This window comes from Salinivibrio sp. MA607 (assembly GCF_001996245.1).
Taxonomy (GTDB): Bacteria; Pseudomonadota; Gammaproteobacteria; order Enterobacterales; family Vibrionaceae; genus Salinivibrio; species Salinivibrio costicola.
Window position 1 is genome coordinate 26,988 of the sequence record NZ_MUFJ01000010.1, and the last position, 15,981, is coordinate 42,968.

The window sequence follows — 15,981 nt, forward strand, 5'->3', positions numbered from 1 at the left end:
GATAGCGCTATCATTTTTTCTGGTTGGCGGTGAGCCATGCTATAAAGCGGTCATACTAGGCAAGGATTATTGGCTGATGGCTGTGATAGGATACGGTTGAATAAAATGATGAGTAATCAATAAATAAGATGAGTGAACCGCGAAAACGACGTAACACGGGTAAAGTCACGCTCGCTGATGTCGCCAAACGAGCAGGAGTAGGCACTATGACAGTGTCTAGGGTGTTGCGCACGCCGGATGCTGTCTCTGATAAATTGCGCGATAAGGTTCAACGCGCTGTTGAGCAGCTTGGCTATATACCGAATAAAGCCGCAGGCGCCTTGGCCTCGGCGCAAAGCTATGCCATTGCGTTGATTATTCCTTCTCTGCTGGAAAAGGCTTGTGGCTTGTTTTTGCCTAGTTTTCAACAGCGGCTGAATAAAGCTGGCTATCAACTGTTGCTGGGTTACAGTGATTATTCTGTCCAGCAAGAAGAGGATTTGCTTGCCAGCTTTTTAGAAAGTCGCCCGGCAGCCGTGGTGCTGTTTGGCAGTGAACATACCCAGCGCACTCATCAACTGCTCGCGATGGCCAATGCGCCTGTCCTCGAAATTGCTGAATCGCCATCAATGATAGGTTATGCCAGCATGGGTGCAGATCACCACGAGATAGGTAAGGTTGGTACGTCGCACCTTTTAAGCCAAGGATTTAATAATATTGGCTTTATTGGCGCGCGAGGGAATCATGCGACCTTACAGCGCAAACTGCAAGGCTGGCAGGGTGCGATGATTGAGCACTATTTAACTCCAGACCATTTTTTAACCACCCACGAGGCGCCATCGGCACAATTGGGGGCAGAGGGCCTAGCGAAATTGTTGCTTCGCGATGCCACGTTGGACGCGCTAGTCTGTAGCCATGAAGAGGTAGCGATCGGCGCGTTGTTTGAGTGTCACCGACGGGTGTTAAAAGTGCCGACTGATATCGCGATTATCAGTTTGGAGGGCTCATCGATGAGTGAACATGCGTTTCCTAGCCTGACAAGCGCTGAAATTGACTATCAATCCCTCGGCGCCCAGGCAGCGTCGCATATTTTACGAGCCATTGAAGGCCAACCGTTTATAGGCTCTGAAATTATTCCCTTTAAATTGGCACACCGCGCCAGCACCGCAACAAAGGTTTAGTTTTTGTGAGTTTTGTGGGGACAGGCACTTTTGTGGGGACAGGCACTTTAGGCCCGGTGATGTCATTGGCATAGGTGAAATAAGCTCCGGTGCCATGCTAACAATCATGCGTTATGCCAACGGGCGCCTGTCACGATCAGTGCCAATTTTAACACCGGCGCCAACTTTGGCTTTGATGTCCGATGGCGCCGTGCAACGGGCGCGCGGCGTAAATCACACCAAGCTGGTGCGATCGAGAAGGCGCTTATGCCGACCTACGCCAATGGTGCCATTGGTAGTTAACGGGACAGGCATTTTTGGTGCTTGTGTCTCATGACGCGCGTCGATAAGAAGCAGTAATTGATTCGGCACAGTCGGATGGTATGATATTGTCATACCGTGATATCTTAGGATGGCCAGATATGAGCATGCATCGGAAAACCATTACGCTGACTGAACAACAAGACTGTTGGGTGAAAAGCCAGATTGAAAGCGGTCAGTTTGGCAATGACAGTGAGTATATCCGTTACCTCATCCGTCGAGATCAGCAGGCTCAAGAACGTATTGCCGTGCTGAGGCAGGCTCTCGCTGAGGGTGAGTCAAGCGGAAAACCTAAGGCACTCGATGTATCGGCTATCAAGGCAACTGGCCGTCAACGGATGAAGGCGGCTGATTAGTGCTTAAGCTGAGCGTCACGCCGAAGGCCGAATCCGATCTCATTGGAATTTGGGTATATACCTGCGAAAAATGGGGTGCTGATCAGGCAGATCAATGTCTGGATCAGCTTGAAGAAGGGATGAAACAGCTGATTAATCATCCATCACTCGGCGCGAACTACGCCTATATTTTTTCTGGGTATCGAAGATTGCAGGTCGAGCATCACGTTGTTTTCTATCAAGTACTTGAATCGGAGGTACTCGTTGTTCGTGTGCTGCACGAGGACATGGACGCACCTGAAAGACGTCTGGATTAGCTAGTTAGTCATTTATTGGGACTTTTGGTGGTGCCATTGGCGTAGGTGACACAAGCCCCGGCACCATGTCAACAATAATGCACCATGCCAACGGGCGCCTGTCACTATTAGTGCCAATTTTAATCATCAATGTCGGAGGCGCGCCAGTTATATCGAGGAACGAGGCTTACATCGTGCTGGGGCTTATGCCGACCTAGGCTTGATTTTAACGAAGCGGTTCCCGGTATTTTAAGGAGACAACCCATGGCTAATCATGACACAGAAAAGACGATACCTGAGCGTGAGCAACGGCGGTTTGCCGTATCTGCGAATCGGGACAAAGGCAGTCACCGGATTCGTTATGTGGAGGCAGGCGGTGCCTCGGTGGATAATGAAGAGTGCACATTTTGCCAAGCGGTACCGGGTTTGAGTGATCAGCCGGAGAAGGAAGAGAACCGAGACGCTTCGCTTCTAGAGACGAGAGACTAGATCGAGCCGCCTCGTGCTCGCATTGGGGCTATTGCTTTTTCTGTACTCTGTATTCCGTCATCGGTATTCGGGATCGTGAATATGGAGAAGAACGAGAAGCAGTACCTAGGTCCTAGGATCCTAGGCCCTAGGAACTTTATCTACATTGAGACTTTATGATCCCATTGGCGTAGGTGACACAAGCCCCAGCATAATGTCAACAATAATGCACCATGCCAATGGGCGCCTGTCACGATCAGTGCCAATTTTAATCATCAATGTCGGAGGCGCGCCAGTTATATCGAGGAACGAGGCTTACATCGTGCTGGCGCTTTTCCGACCTACGCCAATGGTGCCATTGATGCTTGTCTAGTCTACGTATGATTTGGAAAAGGGAGTACGGAGAAGAGCGAGAAGCAGTGCCTAGGCCCTTTATCTACAGCACCTGTCACGATCGGTGGTAAATTTAACACCGGCGCCAACTTTGGCTTTAATGTCGGAGGCGCGCGGTTTACATTGAATTAATATTTTCACATCGCACTGGCGCTTGTCCGACCTACGCCTGGTTTTTATTTCGGTGGTGCCATTGGTGCTTGTCCGACCTAGGCTTGATTCGGGATCTTGAAAAAGGAGCGCTTCGCTTACAGGATACGCAGAAGAGCGGGGACAGGCACTATACGTTTTTTCCGTATTCCGTATTCCGTCCCCTAGGCTCTAGTCTTTATCTCTCCCAACCCCCTAGTGTGATCTTCCCCTCTCTTTGCTAGTGACTGCGATATCAATAGTCGATCTGCTTCACATCTGTGTATCTTGCTTATGGTGAATTTTATATCGCCGTTTATTATTTATTTAATATCGAAACGTTTCGATGGCGTGTTTTCTGCGAGAAAGCGCGATAAAAGAAGGCGTATCCGCGTTGAGTGGGGTGTAAGCGCTGAATGATCCAATCGAGAGTGAGAAGGTGATGAATGAATAAGCATGGTTTGCTCCATCCAAAGCTCGCACAGCTGGTTACGCAAGTGGGACATACCGATGAGTTTACGGTGTGTGATGCGGGGCTGCCGATACCGAACTCGGTGTCGCGCATTGATTTGGCGCTGACTGATGGCGTGCCGAGCTTTATGCAGACGGTCGAGGCGGTGTTAACGCACGCTTGCATTGAATCTGTGGTGATTGCGGAAGAGCTCGCAGTGGTGAGCCCAGCGCTGCACCAGGCATTGCTTGGGCGATTAGAACAAGAAAATGCTGCACGCCAACAGCCGATAGGGGTGACCACTATCAGCCACGAGGCATTTAAAGCACGTACGGCGCAGAGCCAAGCGGTGGTTCGCACCGGTGAATGTACGCCTTATGCCAATGTGATTTTTCAAGCCGGTGTCACCTTTTAGGTGGGCCTAAGCGAGTAACCACGATGACGCAACCTATCTTACAGCTCAGCCAAGTCGTAAAAACCTTTCCCGGGGTGCGCGCCCTCGATGAGGCAAGCTTGAATGTGTATCCCGGCCAAGTGATGGCGTTATTGGGCGAGAACGGCGCGGGAAAATCCACCTTGATGAAGGTGTTAACCGGGATTTATCACGCCGATAGCGGTGAGGTGAATTACCAAGGCACACCTGTCTCGTTTAAAGGGCCACGCGATTCGCAGCAAGCGGGGATCAGTATTATTCACCAAGAGCTGAATTTGATCCCAGAGCTGACCATTGCCGAAAACATTTTTCTGGGTCGTGAATTTACTAATCGTTTTGGCAAGATTGACTGGGTCAAAATGGTTGAAGAGGCGGATAAGCTGCTGGCGCGGTTAAATGTCAATGCGCGCGGTTCGACGCCTCTGGGGAGCATTAGCCTGGGCGAGCAGCAGATGGTGGAAATTGCTAAAGCACTGTCGTTTGAGTCGCAGGTGATCATTATGGATGAGCCGACCGATGCGCTGACCGACACCGAGACGGCTTCGCTGTTTGCGGTGATCAATGAGTTACGTGCGCAGGGCTGCGGCATTGTGTATATCTCACACCGTTTAAAAGAAATTTTTGAGATTTGCGATCGGATCACCGTGTTACGCGACGGCAAGTTTATTGGCGAATGTGCCGTCAGTGATACCGATGAAGACGGTCTGATTGAAATGATGGTGGGCCGCAAACTCGCGGAGCAATACCCGCGTAGCGATGTAAGCCCTGACGGGATAAGCCTTGAGGTGGAAAATGTCAGCGGCCACGGAGTGGAAGAGGTGAGTTTCCAGCTGCACCGCAGTGAAATTTTAGGCGTGTCGGGTCTGATGGGGGCTGGGCGTACGGAGTTAATGAAAATTATCTATGGCGCCATGCCGCGCGAGGCAGGCACGATTCGGCTTGATGGCAAGATGATTAATCCGGTCAGCCCGCAAGATGCACTGGCTAACGGCATAGCCTATATCTCCGAAGATCGCAAAGGCGAGGGCTTGGTGCTGGGGTTATCGGTGAAAGACAACATGTCACTCAGCGCGCTCGATAAACTGACGCACTGGGGCAAAATTCAGCCGCGCGATGAAGTGATGGCGGTGGATGATTTTATTCGCCTTTTTAATATTAAAACGCCGCATCGTGGCCAAATTATTGGCAACTTGTCGGGCGGTAACCAGCAAAAAGTGGCGATCGCCAAAGGGCTGATGACCAAGCCGAAAGTGCTGATTTTGGATGAGCCGACGCGTGGTGTCGATGTAGGCGCCAAAAAAGAAATTTACCAGTTAATTAATCAATTTAAAGCCGAGGGCATGAGCATCATCTTGGTGTCGTCAGAAATGCCCGAAGTGCTTGGCATGAGTGATCGCATCTTAGTGATGCACGAAGGCCGCGTGTGCGGTGAATTTGATGCCAAGGACGCTAACCAAGAAACTCTGCTTGCCTGTGCGGTAGGCAAAGATGCCAATGAGGATGCAGCATGAGCTCAAATGCAATCAATAAGTCCCAGCCGTCAGAGGATGGACGCAAACCTATGTTCAGCAAAGCCTGGTTAATTGAGCAAAAATCACTGATCGCCTTGTTGGCGCTGATCGTGGTGATGTCATTTTTAAACAGCAACTTTTTCATGGTCGATAACCTGCTCAATATCCTGCGCCAAACCTCGGTGAACGCGATTATCGCGGTGGGGATGACGCTGGTGATTTTAACCGCGGGTATCGATTTGAGCGTCGGCTCGGTGCTGGCATTGTGCGGTGCCTTTGCCGCGAGTCTGATAGCAGTCGAAGTGCCGGTGTTGATCGCAGTGCCCACCGCTTTGTTTGCCGGCGCAGCAATTGGTGCCATGACTGGTGTGGTGGTGGCCAAAGGCAAGGTGCAGGCCTTTATCGCTACCTTGGTCGCAATGACGCTCTATCGTGGCGTGACCATGGTGTATACCGATGGTCGCCCTATTTCCGCGGGCTTTACTGAAACGGCGGACGCCTTTGCATGGTTTGGGACCGGTTATTTATTGGGTATTCCCGTGCCCGTGTGGCTGATGGCCATCGTCTTTATCGGTGCCTGGTACTTGCTTAATCATACCCGCTTTGGCCGTTATATCTATGCACTCGGTGGCAACGAGTCAGCGGCGCGTCTGTCTGGCATCAATGTCGATCGGATTAAAATCGGTGTTTACAGCCTTTGCGGCATGCTTGCCGCGCTGGCGGGGATCATCGTTACTTCACGTCTGTCCTCTGGCCAACCGACTGCTGGCACTGGCTATGAGCTTGACGCGATTGCGGCGGTGGTACTGGGTGGCACCAGCCTCATGGGCGGTAAAGGCAAGATCATGGGCACGCTGATAGGTGCGCTGATTATCGGCTTTTTGAACAACGCCCTTAACCTGCTGGACGTGTCGTCTTACTACCAAATGATTGCCAAAGCCGTGGTGATTTTGCTCGCCGTGCTGGTGGATAACAAAAACAAATAGCTTGTTGGAATAGCTTGTTGGGACAGGCACTTTCATAGCTTGTTGGGACAGCTTGTTGGGACAGGTAGCTTGTCGGGACAGACACTTTAAGTTACCGGTAAGTTACCGGGACAGGCACTTTAAGTTGGCATTCGGGAATGGGAATACGGAGCGCTTCGCTTACGGAGTACGGGGAAGAGCAGGAAGCAGTGCCTAGGTCCTAGGTCCTAGGATCCTAGGCCCTAGGAACTTTAGTAAGTTAGCGGGACAGGCACTTTTAAGTTAACTGAGCTTGTCGGTGAGCTTGTCGGGACAGACACTTTTAATTCTCTTTAATGACTAAACAAAAACAATACCCTACAAACACAAAAGGACTGAAAGCATGAAAAAACTGACTACTTTGATTACCACCGCGCTTTTGTCATCAACGCTTAGCATCAGTGCGCAGGCGGAAGATAGAATGGCGATCGTGGTCTCAACCTTAAACAACCCATTTTTTGTCACCATGAAAGAAGGCGCGGAGCAAAAAGCGCAAGATCTTGGCTATGAGCTGTTGGTGCTCGATTCGCAAAACGACGCCAGTAAAGAGCTGTCGAATGTGGAGGATTTAACCATTCGTGGTGTGAAAGCCATCTTGATTAATCCCACTGATTCGGATGCAGTCTCGAATGCGATTCGTATTGCTAATCGCGCTGACATTCCGGTGATTACGCTAGACCGTGGCGCCAGCCGTGGGGAGGTGGTGAGCCATATTGCCTCTGATAACGCGCAAGGCAGTAAAATGGCGGCGGAATTTATCATGGGTAAAGTCGGTGAGCGTGCCAAAGTGATCCAGCTTGAGGGCATTGCCGGTACGTCGGCAGCGCGTGAGCGGGGTGAAGGCTTTATGGATGCGATTGAAGGTACGGATGTAGAGTTACTGGCCAGTCAGCCAGCGGATTTTGACCGCACCAAAGGTCTGAATGTGATGGAGAACTTGCTTGCTGCGTATCCAGAGGTGCAGGCGGTGTTTGCACAAAACGATGAAATGGCGTTTGGCGCGTTGCGTGCGGTGCAGGCATCAGGCAAAGATGTCACTATTGTGGGCTTTGATGGCACTAAAGATGGCATTGCCGCAGTAGAACGTGGCCACTTGGCAGCGACTATCGCTCAGCAGCCGGGTATGATTGGTGAGCTCGGTGTTGAAACGGCGGATAAAGTGCTGAAAGGCGAGTCAGTCGACAGCTATATTCCGGTACCGCTTAAAGTGATCAGTCAAGAAACGATCGCTGAATAAGGGTCGCACGGGAAGATACAATAATAAGCACCGTCTGGCCCAGTGTGTTGGACGGTGCGCGATTGATTGAACGGTAAGGAAGGGTAATGAGTCCATTAGTTGTGCTCGGCAGTGTTAATGCCGATCATGTTTTACGCGTCTCCAGTTTTCCGCGTCCCGGAGAGACATTACACGGTCGAGATTATGCGGTAATTGCGGGTGGCAAAGGCGCAAATCAAGCGGTGGCGGCGGTGCGTTGCGGTGCGGATGTTGCCTTTATTGCCAGTGTGGGTGACGATGCCTTTGGCCAGCAGATTCGTCAGTGTTATGCGCAAGAGGGGATGGATGTCAGTGCGATGAAGGTGCAGGCGAATGCGCCGACCGGGATTGCGATGATTCAAGTCACTGATCAAGGTGAGAACAGTATCGCGTTATCGGCGGAGGCCAATGCGGCGCTGACAGCGGAGGCCATTACCGCCGATCTCGATACGATAGCCCAAGCCGATTACTTGTTGATGCAGTTAGAAACGCCGATGTGCGGGATTGAAAAAGCGGCTTTTCATGCCAAAGCGTCAAATACCCAAGTGGTGCTGAATCCGGCCCCTGCGGCTTCTTTGAGCGATGCGCTTTTGGCGGCGGTCGACATTATCACGCCGAATGAAACAGAAGCACAAAGCCTGACTGGCATTGCGGTGACAGATTCCGAGAGTGCGCAAGCTGCATCAAATGTGCTGCACCAAAAAGGGATTGAGACGGTGCTGATCACCATGGGTAAACAGGGCGTGTGGCTAAGTGACAAAGCGCAAAAAGAAGGGAGATTAATCCCGGGTTTTGTTGTCAATGCTATGGATACCACCGCCGCTGGCGATACCTTTAATGGCGCACTCGTCACTGGATTGATAGAGGGACAGACACTTGATCAGGCGATTCGGTTTGCGCATGCCGCGGCCGCTTTATCCGTCACTCAGCGTGGCGCACAAACGTCGATTCCCTCGCGCGTGGATATCGATGCGTTTTTAGCCCATCAAGATGCCTAATCTTCATTTCAACCTTGGTAGCGGAGCGCGATAAATGGCGACCATGAAAGATATAGCCAAACGGGCGGGCGTGTCGACGTCGACGGTCAGTCATGTGATTAACAACACCCGCTATGTCAGTGAGACGATTGCTGAGAAGGTTAACCAAGCTGCGAAAGAGCTCAACTACTATGCCCCCTCGGCATTGGCGCGCAGTTTGAAAGTCAATCGTACTAAAACGTTTGGCATGCTGGTGACAACCTCCACTAACCCGTTTTTTGGCGAAGTGGTAAAAGGCGTCGAGCGCAGCTGTTACCACAATGGCTACAGTTTGATTCTGTGCAACACGGAAGGTGATGCTGAACGCATGCGTGCCTCGATTGATACGCTGCTGCAAAAGCGGGTCGATGGCTTGATTTTGATGTGCTCGACCATGGAAGGGGAGCGGATTGAAGGCTTTGATCGTTATCCGGATATTCCTGTGGTGGTGATGGATTGGGGGCCGATTGATTTTGCCTGCGATAAAATCCAAGACAATTCCTATCAAGGCGGCTATTTAGCGACCCAGCACTTGATTGATTGTGGTCACCGCCAGATTGGCTGCATCAGTGGGCCTCTTGTTAGGTATCAAGCGCAAATGCGTTTTCAAGGCTTTAAAGATGCACTGCGCGATGCTGGACTTGCTGAAAATCCACATTGGATGGTGGAAGCGGACTTTGAGTGTGAAGGCGGCTATCAAGGTTTGCAGGCGATTGCTGAGTGTGGATCCTTACCCACCGCTATTTTTGCAGGCAATGACATGATGGCGATGGGCGCGATCAATGCTGCTAACGCGCTAGGGATTTGCGTACCCGATGATCTCTCTATTATTGGATATGATGATATTCACTTGGCTAAATTTATCTCGCCTTCCCTGACTACCATTCACCAGCCCAAATATCGTCTCGGTCAAGCAGCGGTCGAAACGCTTCTTAGTAAACTTGATGCCCCTAATAGTGAAAGTCAAACGGTGCAGCTCGAGCCAACGCTGGTGGTGCGCGAGAGCGTGAAGCGGGTTTAGCTACCGGGTAGCTACCGGGGACAGGCACTTTTAAGCAGCAGCTACTGCAGCTACCAGGGACAGGCACTTTAGCTACCAGGGCTATCGGGGACAGACACTTTAAGCTAACGGGAACTAACGGGACAGGCACTTTTATGATTGCTCTAGCGGGCTGAGGGGGAAGCCGTTATGATGCCTGTCCTCAATGGCCAACCGGTAAATCCCTTCGTTATGTTTTCAATTGTCGACCAAAACCAACACTTTGTGGTGATCAACAAGCACCATGGCGTTAGCGTGCAAAAAGAGACCGATGAAGCGGCACTGTTGCCTGCGGTCGCGGCGTATATTGGGGTTGAGAAGGTCTACCTTGTACATCGTTTAGATAAGATGACGTCGGGCTTGCTGCTGCTGGCAACCTCTTCTCATGCGGCGTCTGTCCTCTCAGGATTGTTCGCGTCACGCGAGATAGAAAAGTTCTATTTGGCATTAAGTGCGAAAAAGCCGCGTAAGAAACAGGGATTGATTGTCGGCGATATGGGTAAAAGTCGGCGAGGTAGTTGGAAGTTGCTTGCCAGCAAAGATAACCCTGCGAGGACGCGTTTTATCTCTATTGCAGGCGGTGAGGGGCGGCGATTTTTTCTCTGTCGGCCTTACACGGGTAAAACCCATCAAATTCGCGTGGCGATGAAAAGTATTGGCTCACCGCTTATCGGTGATGATTACTATGGCGGTGAGCTTGCCGATCGTGGCTACTTACACGCTTATGGGCTGCAATTTACGTGTCGTTTTGCCGATGATCAGCCAGCCAAGCACTACAGCTATGTGCTGCCCCCGAGCCAAGGCGAGTTGTGGCCAGCCTTACCGGTAGAGTGGGAGCAGCCTTGGTGCTTAATTAGCTAGCACAGCTGGGTGCATTGATAGCGTTATTGAGGATTTGTCGGCCGCGGGTATCGCGAACCAAAATGGTATAGCTGATACCACTGTCTAACATACTGCGTATGTCGCTATCTTGGCAATAACGACGTTTTAAACCGGAAAAGAGCTCTCCTGGTGCTTTTTTGGCATTCTTATCCAGAAGCGTCAGCTCGATGATGGCATCTTGCGCACGTGCTCGAACCAGTGAGTAGCCTTCAATATCCATCGGCAGTAGCTGTGCAATCATGTCTGCACGTTGGATTGCGGCTTCTGCGGCTTGGTCATGCTGGGTGCTGCTACATGCACTGAGTACTAGCCCCAGGCAGGCCATCATCAGTATTTTTACATATCGCATTAGGCTGGGTCCTGCGGAAGCACTTTTTTGAACGGTTTTACGGTCACTTCAGCATAAACGCCAGCGGCTACATAAGGGTCTTTGTCGGCCCATGCCTTTGCGGCTGATAGTGACTCAAACCAGGCAATAACGGTCGAGCCCGTAAACCCAGCTTCGCCTGGCTCGTCGCTGTCAACGGCAGGGTTTGGCCCGGCAATCATCAAGCGGTTTTCTTTTTCCAGTTGGTGTAAGCGTTCAAGGTGTGCGTCACGCGCTTGCTTGCGTAGCGGTAGGCTGTTCTCGACGTCTTGCGAATAAATGAGATACCACATCGTTGTTGTCCTTGATAGATGTTTATAGCCACTAGGATACAGAGTCCAGATTTCTGAGTACAGCGTATTAGAAAACATTGGCGGGACAACATTGGTGGGACAGGCACCAAAAATTAAAAGTAACATTGGTGGGACAGGCACCAAAAGTTAAAAGTGCCTGTCCCACGATGTAGCTAGTCGAAAATAGGTGGCACTTCTTCTTTTAATTTCTGATTCACTTCGTTTTTATCAAAGTGTTTTGCGTCCCAATCCTGCATGTTGAAGAGGTTCAGGATCTCTTGCTCATCGTCGTTGAGTGGTGCGCGTTTTGAGAGCCTGAGTAGGTGTTTGTATCTGTTTATACCGCCGCAATCTTCTGGCGGACAGGCTCCATTACCTGCCGTGACTTTAGGCTGCGTGCAATTGCGGGTATTCAGTTTCTCAAGGGTGATGGTGTGGTGCCAGTTATCACCAAAATCATACACATACGCGATGGTGTCTCCGGGCTCTTGCAGTGCTGCCCCAATGGGTAAATACGCGGCTTGAGTGTCGGATTCATCGTCAAGGTCAATATGACCAAAGGGTGTGATAAACATGGCAAGATGTTGGTGCTCCCAACCCATAATGGCTTGAATGCAATCGTGTAGCGCGATAAAAGGTAAGGCGTTTGAAATGGTAAAACGGCGCCAGATTTTTGGGCGGCTATTATCAAGCTCAATGTGCAGTACGATGCCTTGGGGACGTTCTATTTCCTAGGGGCCGTGTGCCACCGGATGATATTCCGCTTGCTGTTGCATACTCAGCTCTGCGAGCTGGTCGAAAAGCGGAAAGGTTTTTCTCATACGATCAGGTGCTTGCAACGCATACGCCGCGGAAAATATAAATAGTTTGCTCGGTGAAAACGGTGTGCTGTCTTGCTTGCTGTAATGCGTGATCAGCCCACTCAACGCGAGTGCTTTGATATAGGGTTCAGGGTGTTCGAGATAATGGCGGTTCCGGACTTTGCGTATGGTATCTAGCGCTGGGTCGATCGATTCAGCGATCGTCCATGTCTCTATCAATGGGGTATTGACTAACAGTTTGCTGGATCGATGTCCTCGCGCTATCGCGTCGGGATGTTCTCCTGGGAAGTCACACGTGGAGGCTAGTTTATCTAATGAGAACGGTTGCGGCTCGGTCCATTGGGACGGGAGAAGCGCCAACATATGTAGCGTGTCAGGATCGAGGACCTCATGCTGTTCGTCCAGGGCCCAACAAAGTATGTGTCGCAAGATATTGGGATGGCATTGAACGAAGTCGACAGCGGAGTCCATTTCTGCGGTCATTTTTTTATATTGCACAGTGTCGACGGGATTGGTATCCCAAAGCGCTGGATCAGGGTTAGATATTGGCGCTGTCCAAGGGACTTCCATTTTTTTGCTGGAAGGCTATTGAGTACACTCGCTGCGCTGTCGGCGACTTTAGGCTCGGGATTGAGGCTCAAAAGCAAAAGTGCATCAATTGACCAAGGTTGACGGCTCATCATTGTGAGCAATCCTTGAATTTCCTGCTTAGTGAGAAAGACAAGTTCACCACTGACGAATTGACAAAAAGCAATCCCGGTGTCGACGCCAAATTTATTGAGGTCAGCGACAAGATTCTCGGTAACCTTTTCAGGGTCTTGTGCCAAGTATTCTTGTTGAACAGTGATCTCCTGCCGACTGCGTTCACGCACTTTCACAATGATCGCATCGTCAACATGCAGTTTAAGGTGTTTCATGCATTTGATGATTTCGCTAGCGAGTACCAGATTAATGTGATCGTCGTCTAGATCAAGTGCTTGAGTGAGGATTTTATTCGCGATATCGATGATTTCAGTGATGTCATGACGACGCGAATGAATACGCAGGTCATCGGCCATTTGTGAAAAGTAATCGACAAAAAGCTCTTCTTGACGTTGGTCGAATGTCTTTGATAACGATAGACCAATCGGTATCGCGGTAATAAAAGACTCTGGTGAACCATTTATCAACTGACGTTGATCTGCGCTGATATCGGTGATGGGCGTGTAGTGTTGGATAGCCTCAAGGAGCGCTTGCGCAGACGGTGGAAGTTCCATGTTCTTGGCCTAGGTTGTGATTAATTAATTGTTTAAGCGTACAAAAAATTAATCGTCAAAAACGAGTTTTGTCTTTTTTCTTTTGGTGGGACAGACACTTTTCGTTTTATCCGCTTTATTCGCTTTATTCGCTTTATCCGCTTTATCCGAGACCGCTTTATCCGGGACAGTCACCACTAGTAACCAGTAAGCCGTTGTTAAGATGCCTGTCCTAGTAAAATCTCTAATGAAATCTTACCTCTTTAAAATCCGAACATGCCTTTACCTTCCTGTAACTGGAGGGTTTATCCTGGGGAAATAACGATGAGGAGGTAATATGGGATGTTGTAATCAGTCCCCAGAAGGTGGGTCCAAAGGGCTAAAGCCGCTCTTAAAAGCGGTAGGTATTTTGTTCGTGTTTATAATGGTGCTGGCTTATTGGGTAGGGTAGATCTTCGGGCTAGTATGACGATTCCTTTACGCATTGATGCGTGTTTTAGTGCTTGCCTCAACGATTTGGGATCATGACGCCTGTCATGCGTTTTAGGCCCAGTGTCGGTAATACGGCTTGGATACTCGACAGTGAGCCTACAACATTTCCGCACTCTAAATGAGCGCATGTGGTCAGCCAGGTTTCACTCGACATATTCAGTCGTGTGAGTAGGGGAGGCCGCTGATTTGAGCCCCTTTCTTGTCCCTTGTGGCAAGTCCATTCAACAAGTGCTAAATAGTCCATTAGCCGGAACGGAATGCCGTCGGGCATAGATTTCCTCGGATTTCCTGCAAAGGCGAATAAGCCTGCTGGTGTCGCTTTATTTTGCTCGAGTGATTCAACGCGCTTTTTTATCGATGTGTAATTCGAATGCTTGGGCTGTTTGGTAATACCTGCTCTCACGGGGTTTAAATCGACATAGGCCATTGCCGCAGCAAGAGCTTTGTCATCCAACAAGGCCTGACTTTTAAAGCGTCCTTCCCAAAAATGCCCCGTGCATTGATCTTCTCGGTTCGCTTGCGCTGAAATATATTGATTGAGCAGCTTCATAAACCAACTGACAGACATCAAACGCTCGCGCCAGCTCTCAATGATCCGACAGCACGCTTTGTACTCCGATTTGGAGAGAGATTCTCCCTGACGAAAACGTTGGATGAGTACCGGAGTCTGGTGAAAGGCTAGCCAGCGGTCAATTACGTCGATATTTGTCAGGGATTGGGCGGCTTTTGCATTGATATGTAGGACAACGTGATAATGATTGCTCATAATGGCGTAAGCGCAGATATCGATGCAAAAAGCTTTGGCTAGTGTAAGTAAACGCGTTTCTATCCATGCGCGACGATGCTCATAGCTTTTTTGCGATTGAGCGTCATAGCCACACAGGAAAGAGCGGCGCACGCAGCGTGAGACGCAATGATAATAGGGTGTGGCTGATAGGTTCACTAAAGATGCGCGAGCTTTGGTCATCGTCAGTCCCTTTTGGTAGATGGGTGTATGTAAAAGGTACTGTATAAATGAACAGTTATCATCTTTTCTGGCCTGGTTTTTCGTGACAGTACAAGAAATACTGTAACTGTGAGATTGGTTAGTTACTAAAGGCGTCTGTCCCGATTAGTAAACAACGGGGACAAGCGGGCTATAAAGCAAACTACCAGGACAGTCACCAAGAGGTGTTTGTATCCGGCGAAAACTAAAAGTGCCTGTCCCTGGAAAGGAAACTTAGTAGAGACATGTGTAAAGGTGCCTGTCCCCGCAGGAAATCACGTTGAATAAAAGTGCCTGTCCCCACAAAGAGAAGCTGCCATAAGAAGTTAGGCAGGGGCGCCGCTGTGAAAGCGGAATTGGCTGTCGGGCGCTTGGATCAACTCTGCTTCGCGCTCGCCGATGGTTTGGATACGGTCGCGAATGTCTTCGCCGGCGATGGTTTCTGCGAGCGTCAGGTAATCTTGATAATGGCGTGCTTCCGAGCGCAGTAGCGAGATGTAGAACTTTTGTAGTTCATCATCGAGGTGTGGGGCGACTTTGGCAAAGCGCTCGCAGGAACGTGCTTCAATGTAGGCGCCAATAATCAGTTTATCGACCAAGGTTGCCGGCTCGTGAGTGCGTGCCGCGCGCATTAATCCTTTGGCGTAGCGACCTGCTTCTAACGGTTGATAAGGAATACCGCGTGCGTCCATGATTTCAATCACTTGCTCAAAATGATGAAACTCTTCTTTGATTAACCGGACCATTTTATCAATCAAGGCTTGGCCGTGGGCAAAGCCGGCTTTAGGGGTTAAAGGCGCGCTGAGGCCGTTTTTGCGCGCGTGGAAGATCCCATCGCGAATGCGGCGATAAACAAAGTCTTCATAGGGTTTGGCCCATGCCAGCAGTTGCTCGCCACTCGCCGCGTCGACTGCATATTTACGGATCAGCCACATCGCGGTTTGGCTGGCTTTTAATTCGCAGTTTGCGTGATCGCGCAAAAGAATCGATTGATTGTCAGGCTGAATGGCCGCGTCAATCCAACTGTCGGGGGTTTGACAGTGCAGAAAACCATGAATAGGGGTGAGTAGGGTATTAATTTCTTGGCGTAGCATGCCGAAAACACTCTCAGACTGA

19 protein-coding genes are annotated in these 15,981 nt (G+C 50.2%); 11 read left to right on the top strand and 8 right to left on the bottom strand.

The window, feature by feature from the left end:
* The first annotated feature begins 128 nt into the window (after positions 1-128).
* The gene (locus BZG81_RS06630; RefSeq protein WP_077660265.1) at positions 129-1,160 is read left to right on the top strand and encodes a LacI family DNA-binding transcriptional regulator; all 1,032 of its coding nucleotides are present in this window, start codon (positions 129-131) and stop codon (positions 1,158-1,160) included.
* A gap of 213 nt (positions 1,161-1,373) precedes the next feature.
* On the opposite strand, the gene BZG81_RS15595 is transcribed toward BZG81_RS06630, so the two are convergent.
* Positions 1,374-1,535 (bottom strand): hypothetical protein, encoded by a 162-nt coding sequence (locus tag BZG81_RS15595; RefSeq protein WP_158011777.1) that lies wholly within the window; start codon positions 1,533-1,535, stop codon positions 1,374-1,376.
* Positions 1,536-1,561: 26 nt separating this feature from the next.
* Between BZG81_RS15595 and BZG81_RS06635 the strand changes: the two genes are divergently transcribed.
* The 10 genes from BZG81_RS06635 (at position 1,562) to BZG81_RS06680 (ending at position 10,651) form a co-directional block, all read left to right on the top strand.
* On the top strand, positions 1,562-1,816 hold the full coding sequence (locus tag BZG81_RS06635) for a type II toxin-antitoxin system ParD family antitoxin (protein ID WP_077651224.1): 255 nt from the start codon (positions 1,562-1,564) through the stop codon (positions 1,814-1,816).
* Positions 1,816-2,112: a type II toxin-antitoxin system RelE/ParE family toxin gene (locus BZG81_RS06640; protein ID WP_077677020.1), complete on the top strand. Its 297-nt coding sequence runs from the start codon at positions 1,816-1,818 to the stop codon at positions 2,110-2,112. Before BZG81_RS06635 ends, BZG81_RS06640 begins: the two co-directional genes overlap by 1 nt.
* Before the next feature lie 243 nt (positions 2,113-2,355).
* A complete protein-coding gene (locus BZG81_RS06645; RefSeq protein WP_077677021.1) occupies positions 2,356-2,580 on the top strand; it encodes a hypothetical protein in 225 nt (74 codons plus the stop codon).
* A gap of 947 nt (positions 2,581-3,527) precedes the next feature.
* Positions 3,528-3,947, top strand: a complete 420-nt coding sequence (rbsD, locus tag BZG81_RS06650; protein WP_077660262.1) for a D-ribose pyranase — start codon at positions 3,528-3,530, stop codon at positions 3,945-3,947.
* Between the two features lie 23 nt (positions 3,948-3,970).
* Positions 3,971-5,476: a ribose ABC transporter ATP-binding protein RbsA gene (gene rbsA / locus BZG81_RS06655; RefSeq protein WP_077677022.1), complete on the top strand. Its 1,506-nt coding sequence runs from the start codon at positions 3,971-3,973 to the stop codon at positions 5,474-5,476.
* Positions 5,473-6,462, top strand: coding sequence for a ribose ABC transporter permease (gene rbsC, locus BZG81_RS06660; protein WP_077677023.1), 990 nt, complete (start codon positions 5,473-5,475; stop codon positions 6,460-6,462). The genes rbsA and rbsC overlap by 4 nt, the downstream gene beginning before the upstream one ends.
* Positions 6,463-6,823: 361 nt before the next feature.
* Positions 6,824-7,717 carry a ribose ABC transporter substrate-binding protein RbsB gene (gene rbsB / locus BZG81_RS06665; RefSeq protein ID WP_077576641.1) on the top strand — a complete coding sequence of 298 codons (894 nt, stop codon included), beginning with the start codon at positions 6,824-6,826 and terminating at the stop codon, positions 7,715-7,717.
* Between the two features lie 86 nt (positions 7,718-7,803).
* Positions 7,804-8,733 (top strand): ribokinase, encoded by a 930-nt coding sequence (rbsK, locus tag BZG81_RS06670; RefSeq protein ID WP_077660258.1) that lies wholly within the window; start codon positions 7,804-7,806, stop codon positions 8,731-8,733.
* Between the two features lie 34 nt (positions 8,734-8,767).
* On the top strand, positions 8,768-9,772 hold the full coding sequence (locus BZG81_RS06675; RefSeq protein WP_077669545.1) for a substrate-binding domain-containing protein: 1,005 nt from the start codon (positions 8,768-8,770) through the stop codon (positions 9,770-9,772).
* Positions 9,773-9,982: 210 nt separating this feature from the next.
* Positions 9,983-10,651: a TIGR01621 family pseudouridine synthase gene (locus BZG81_RS06680; RefSeq protein ID WP_077677043.1), complete on the top strand. Its 669-nt coding sequence runs from the start codon at positions 9,983-9,985 to the stop codon at positions 10,649-10,651.
* Here the strand turns inward: BZG81_RS06680 and gspS2 are convergent.
* From gspS2 to miaE, 7 genes are all read right to left on the bottom strand, one after another.
* On the bottom strand, positions 10,644-11,021 hold the full coding sequence (gene gspS2, locus BZG81_RS06685) for a type II secretion system pilot lipoprotein GspS-beta (protein WP_077669546.1): 378 nt from the start codon (positions 11,019-11,021) through the stop codon (positions 10,644-10,646). The two genes, BZG81_RS06680 and gspS2, sit on opposite strands and share 8 nt — an antisense overlap.
* Positions 11,021-11,332, bottom strand: a complete 312-nt coding sequence (locus tag BZG81_RS06690; RefSeq protein WP_077461202.1) for a YciI family protein — start codon at positions 11,330-11,332, stop codon at positions 11,021-11,023. Before BZG81_RS06690 ends, gspS2 begins: the two co-directional genes overlap by 1 nt.
* A gap of 173 nt (positions 11,333-11,505) precedes the next feature.
* The gene (locus BZG81_RS06695) at positions 11,506-12,060 is read right to left on the bottom strand and encodes an IS1096 element passenger TnpR family protein (protein WP_077677024.1); all 555 of its coding nucleotides are present in this window, start codon (positions 12,058-12,060) and stop codon (positions 11,506-11,508) included.
* Positions 12,061-12,063: 3 nt separating this feature from the next.
* Positions 12,064-12,624 carry a DUF7403 domain-containing protein gene (locus BZG81_RS06700; RefSeq protein WP_077677025.1) on the bottom strand — a complete coding sequence of 187 codons (561 nt, stop codon included), beginning with the start codon at positions 12,622-12,624 and terminating at the stop codon, positions 12,064-12,066.
* Between the two features lie 8 nt (positions 12,625-12,632).
* Entirely contained in the window at positions 12,633-13,409 is a 777-nt protein-coding gene (locus BZG81_RS06705; RefSeq protein WP_077677026.1) for a DUF7400 domain-containing protein, read from the bottom strand.
* A 487-nt stretch (positions 13,410-13,896) separates the two neighbouring features.
* Positions 13,897-14,847 (bottom strand): transposase, encoded by a 951-nt coding sequence (locus BZG81_RS06710; RefSeq protein ID WP_077660255.1) that lies wholly within the window; start codon positions 14,845-14,847, stop codon positions 13,897-13,899.
* A 344-nt stretch (positions 14,848-15,191) separates the two neighbouring features.
* The gene (gene miaE, locus BZG81_RS06715; protein ID WP_077461204.1) at positions 15,192-15,959 is read right to left on the bottom strand and encodes a tRNA isopentenyl-2-thiomethyl-A-37 hydroxylase MiaE; all 768 of its coding nucleotides are present in this window, start codon (positions 15,957-15,959) and stop codon (positions 15,192-15,194) included.
* Positions 15,960-15,981: the final 22 nt, after the last annotated feature.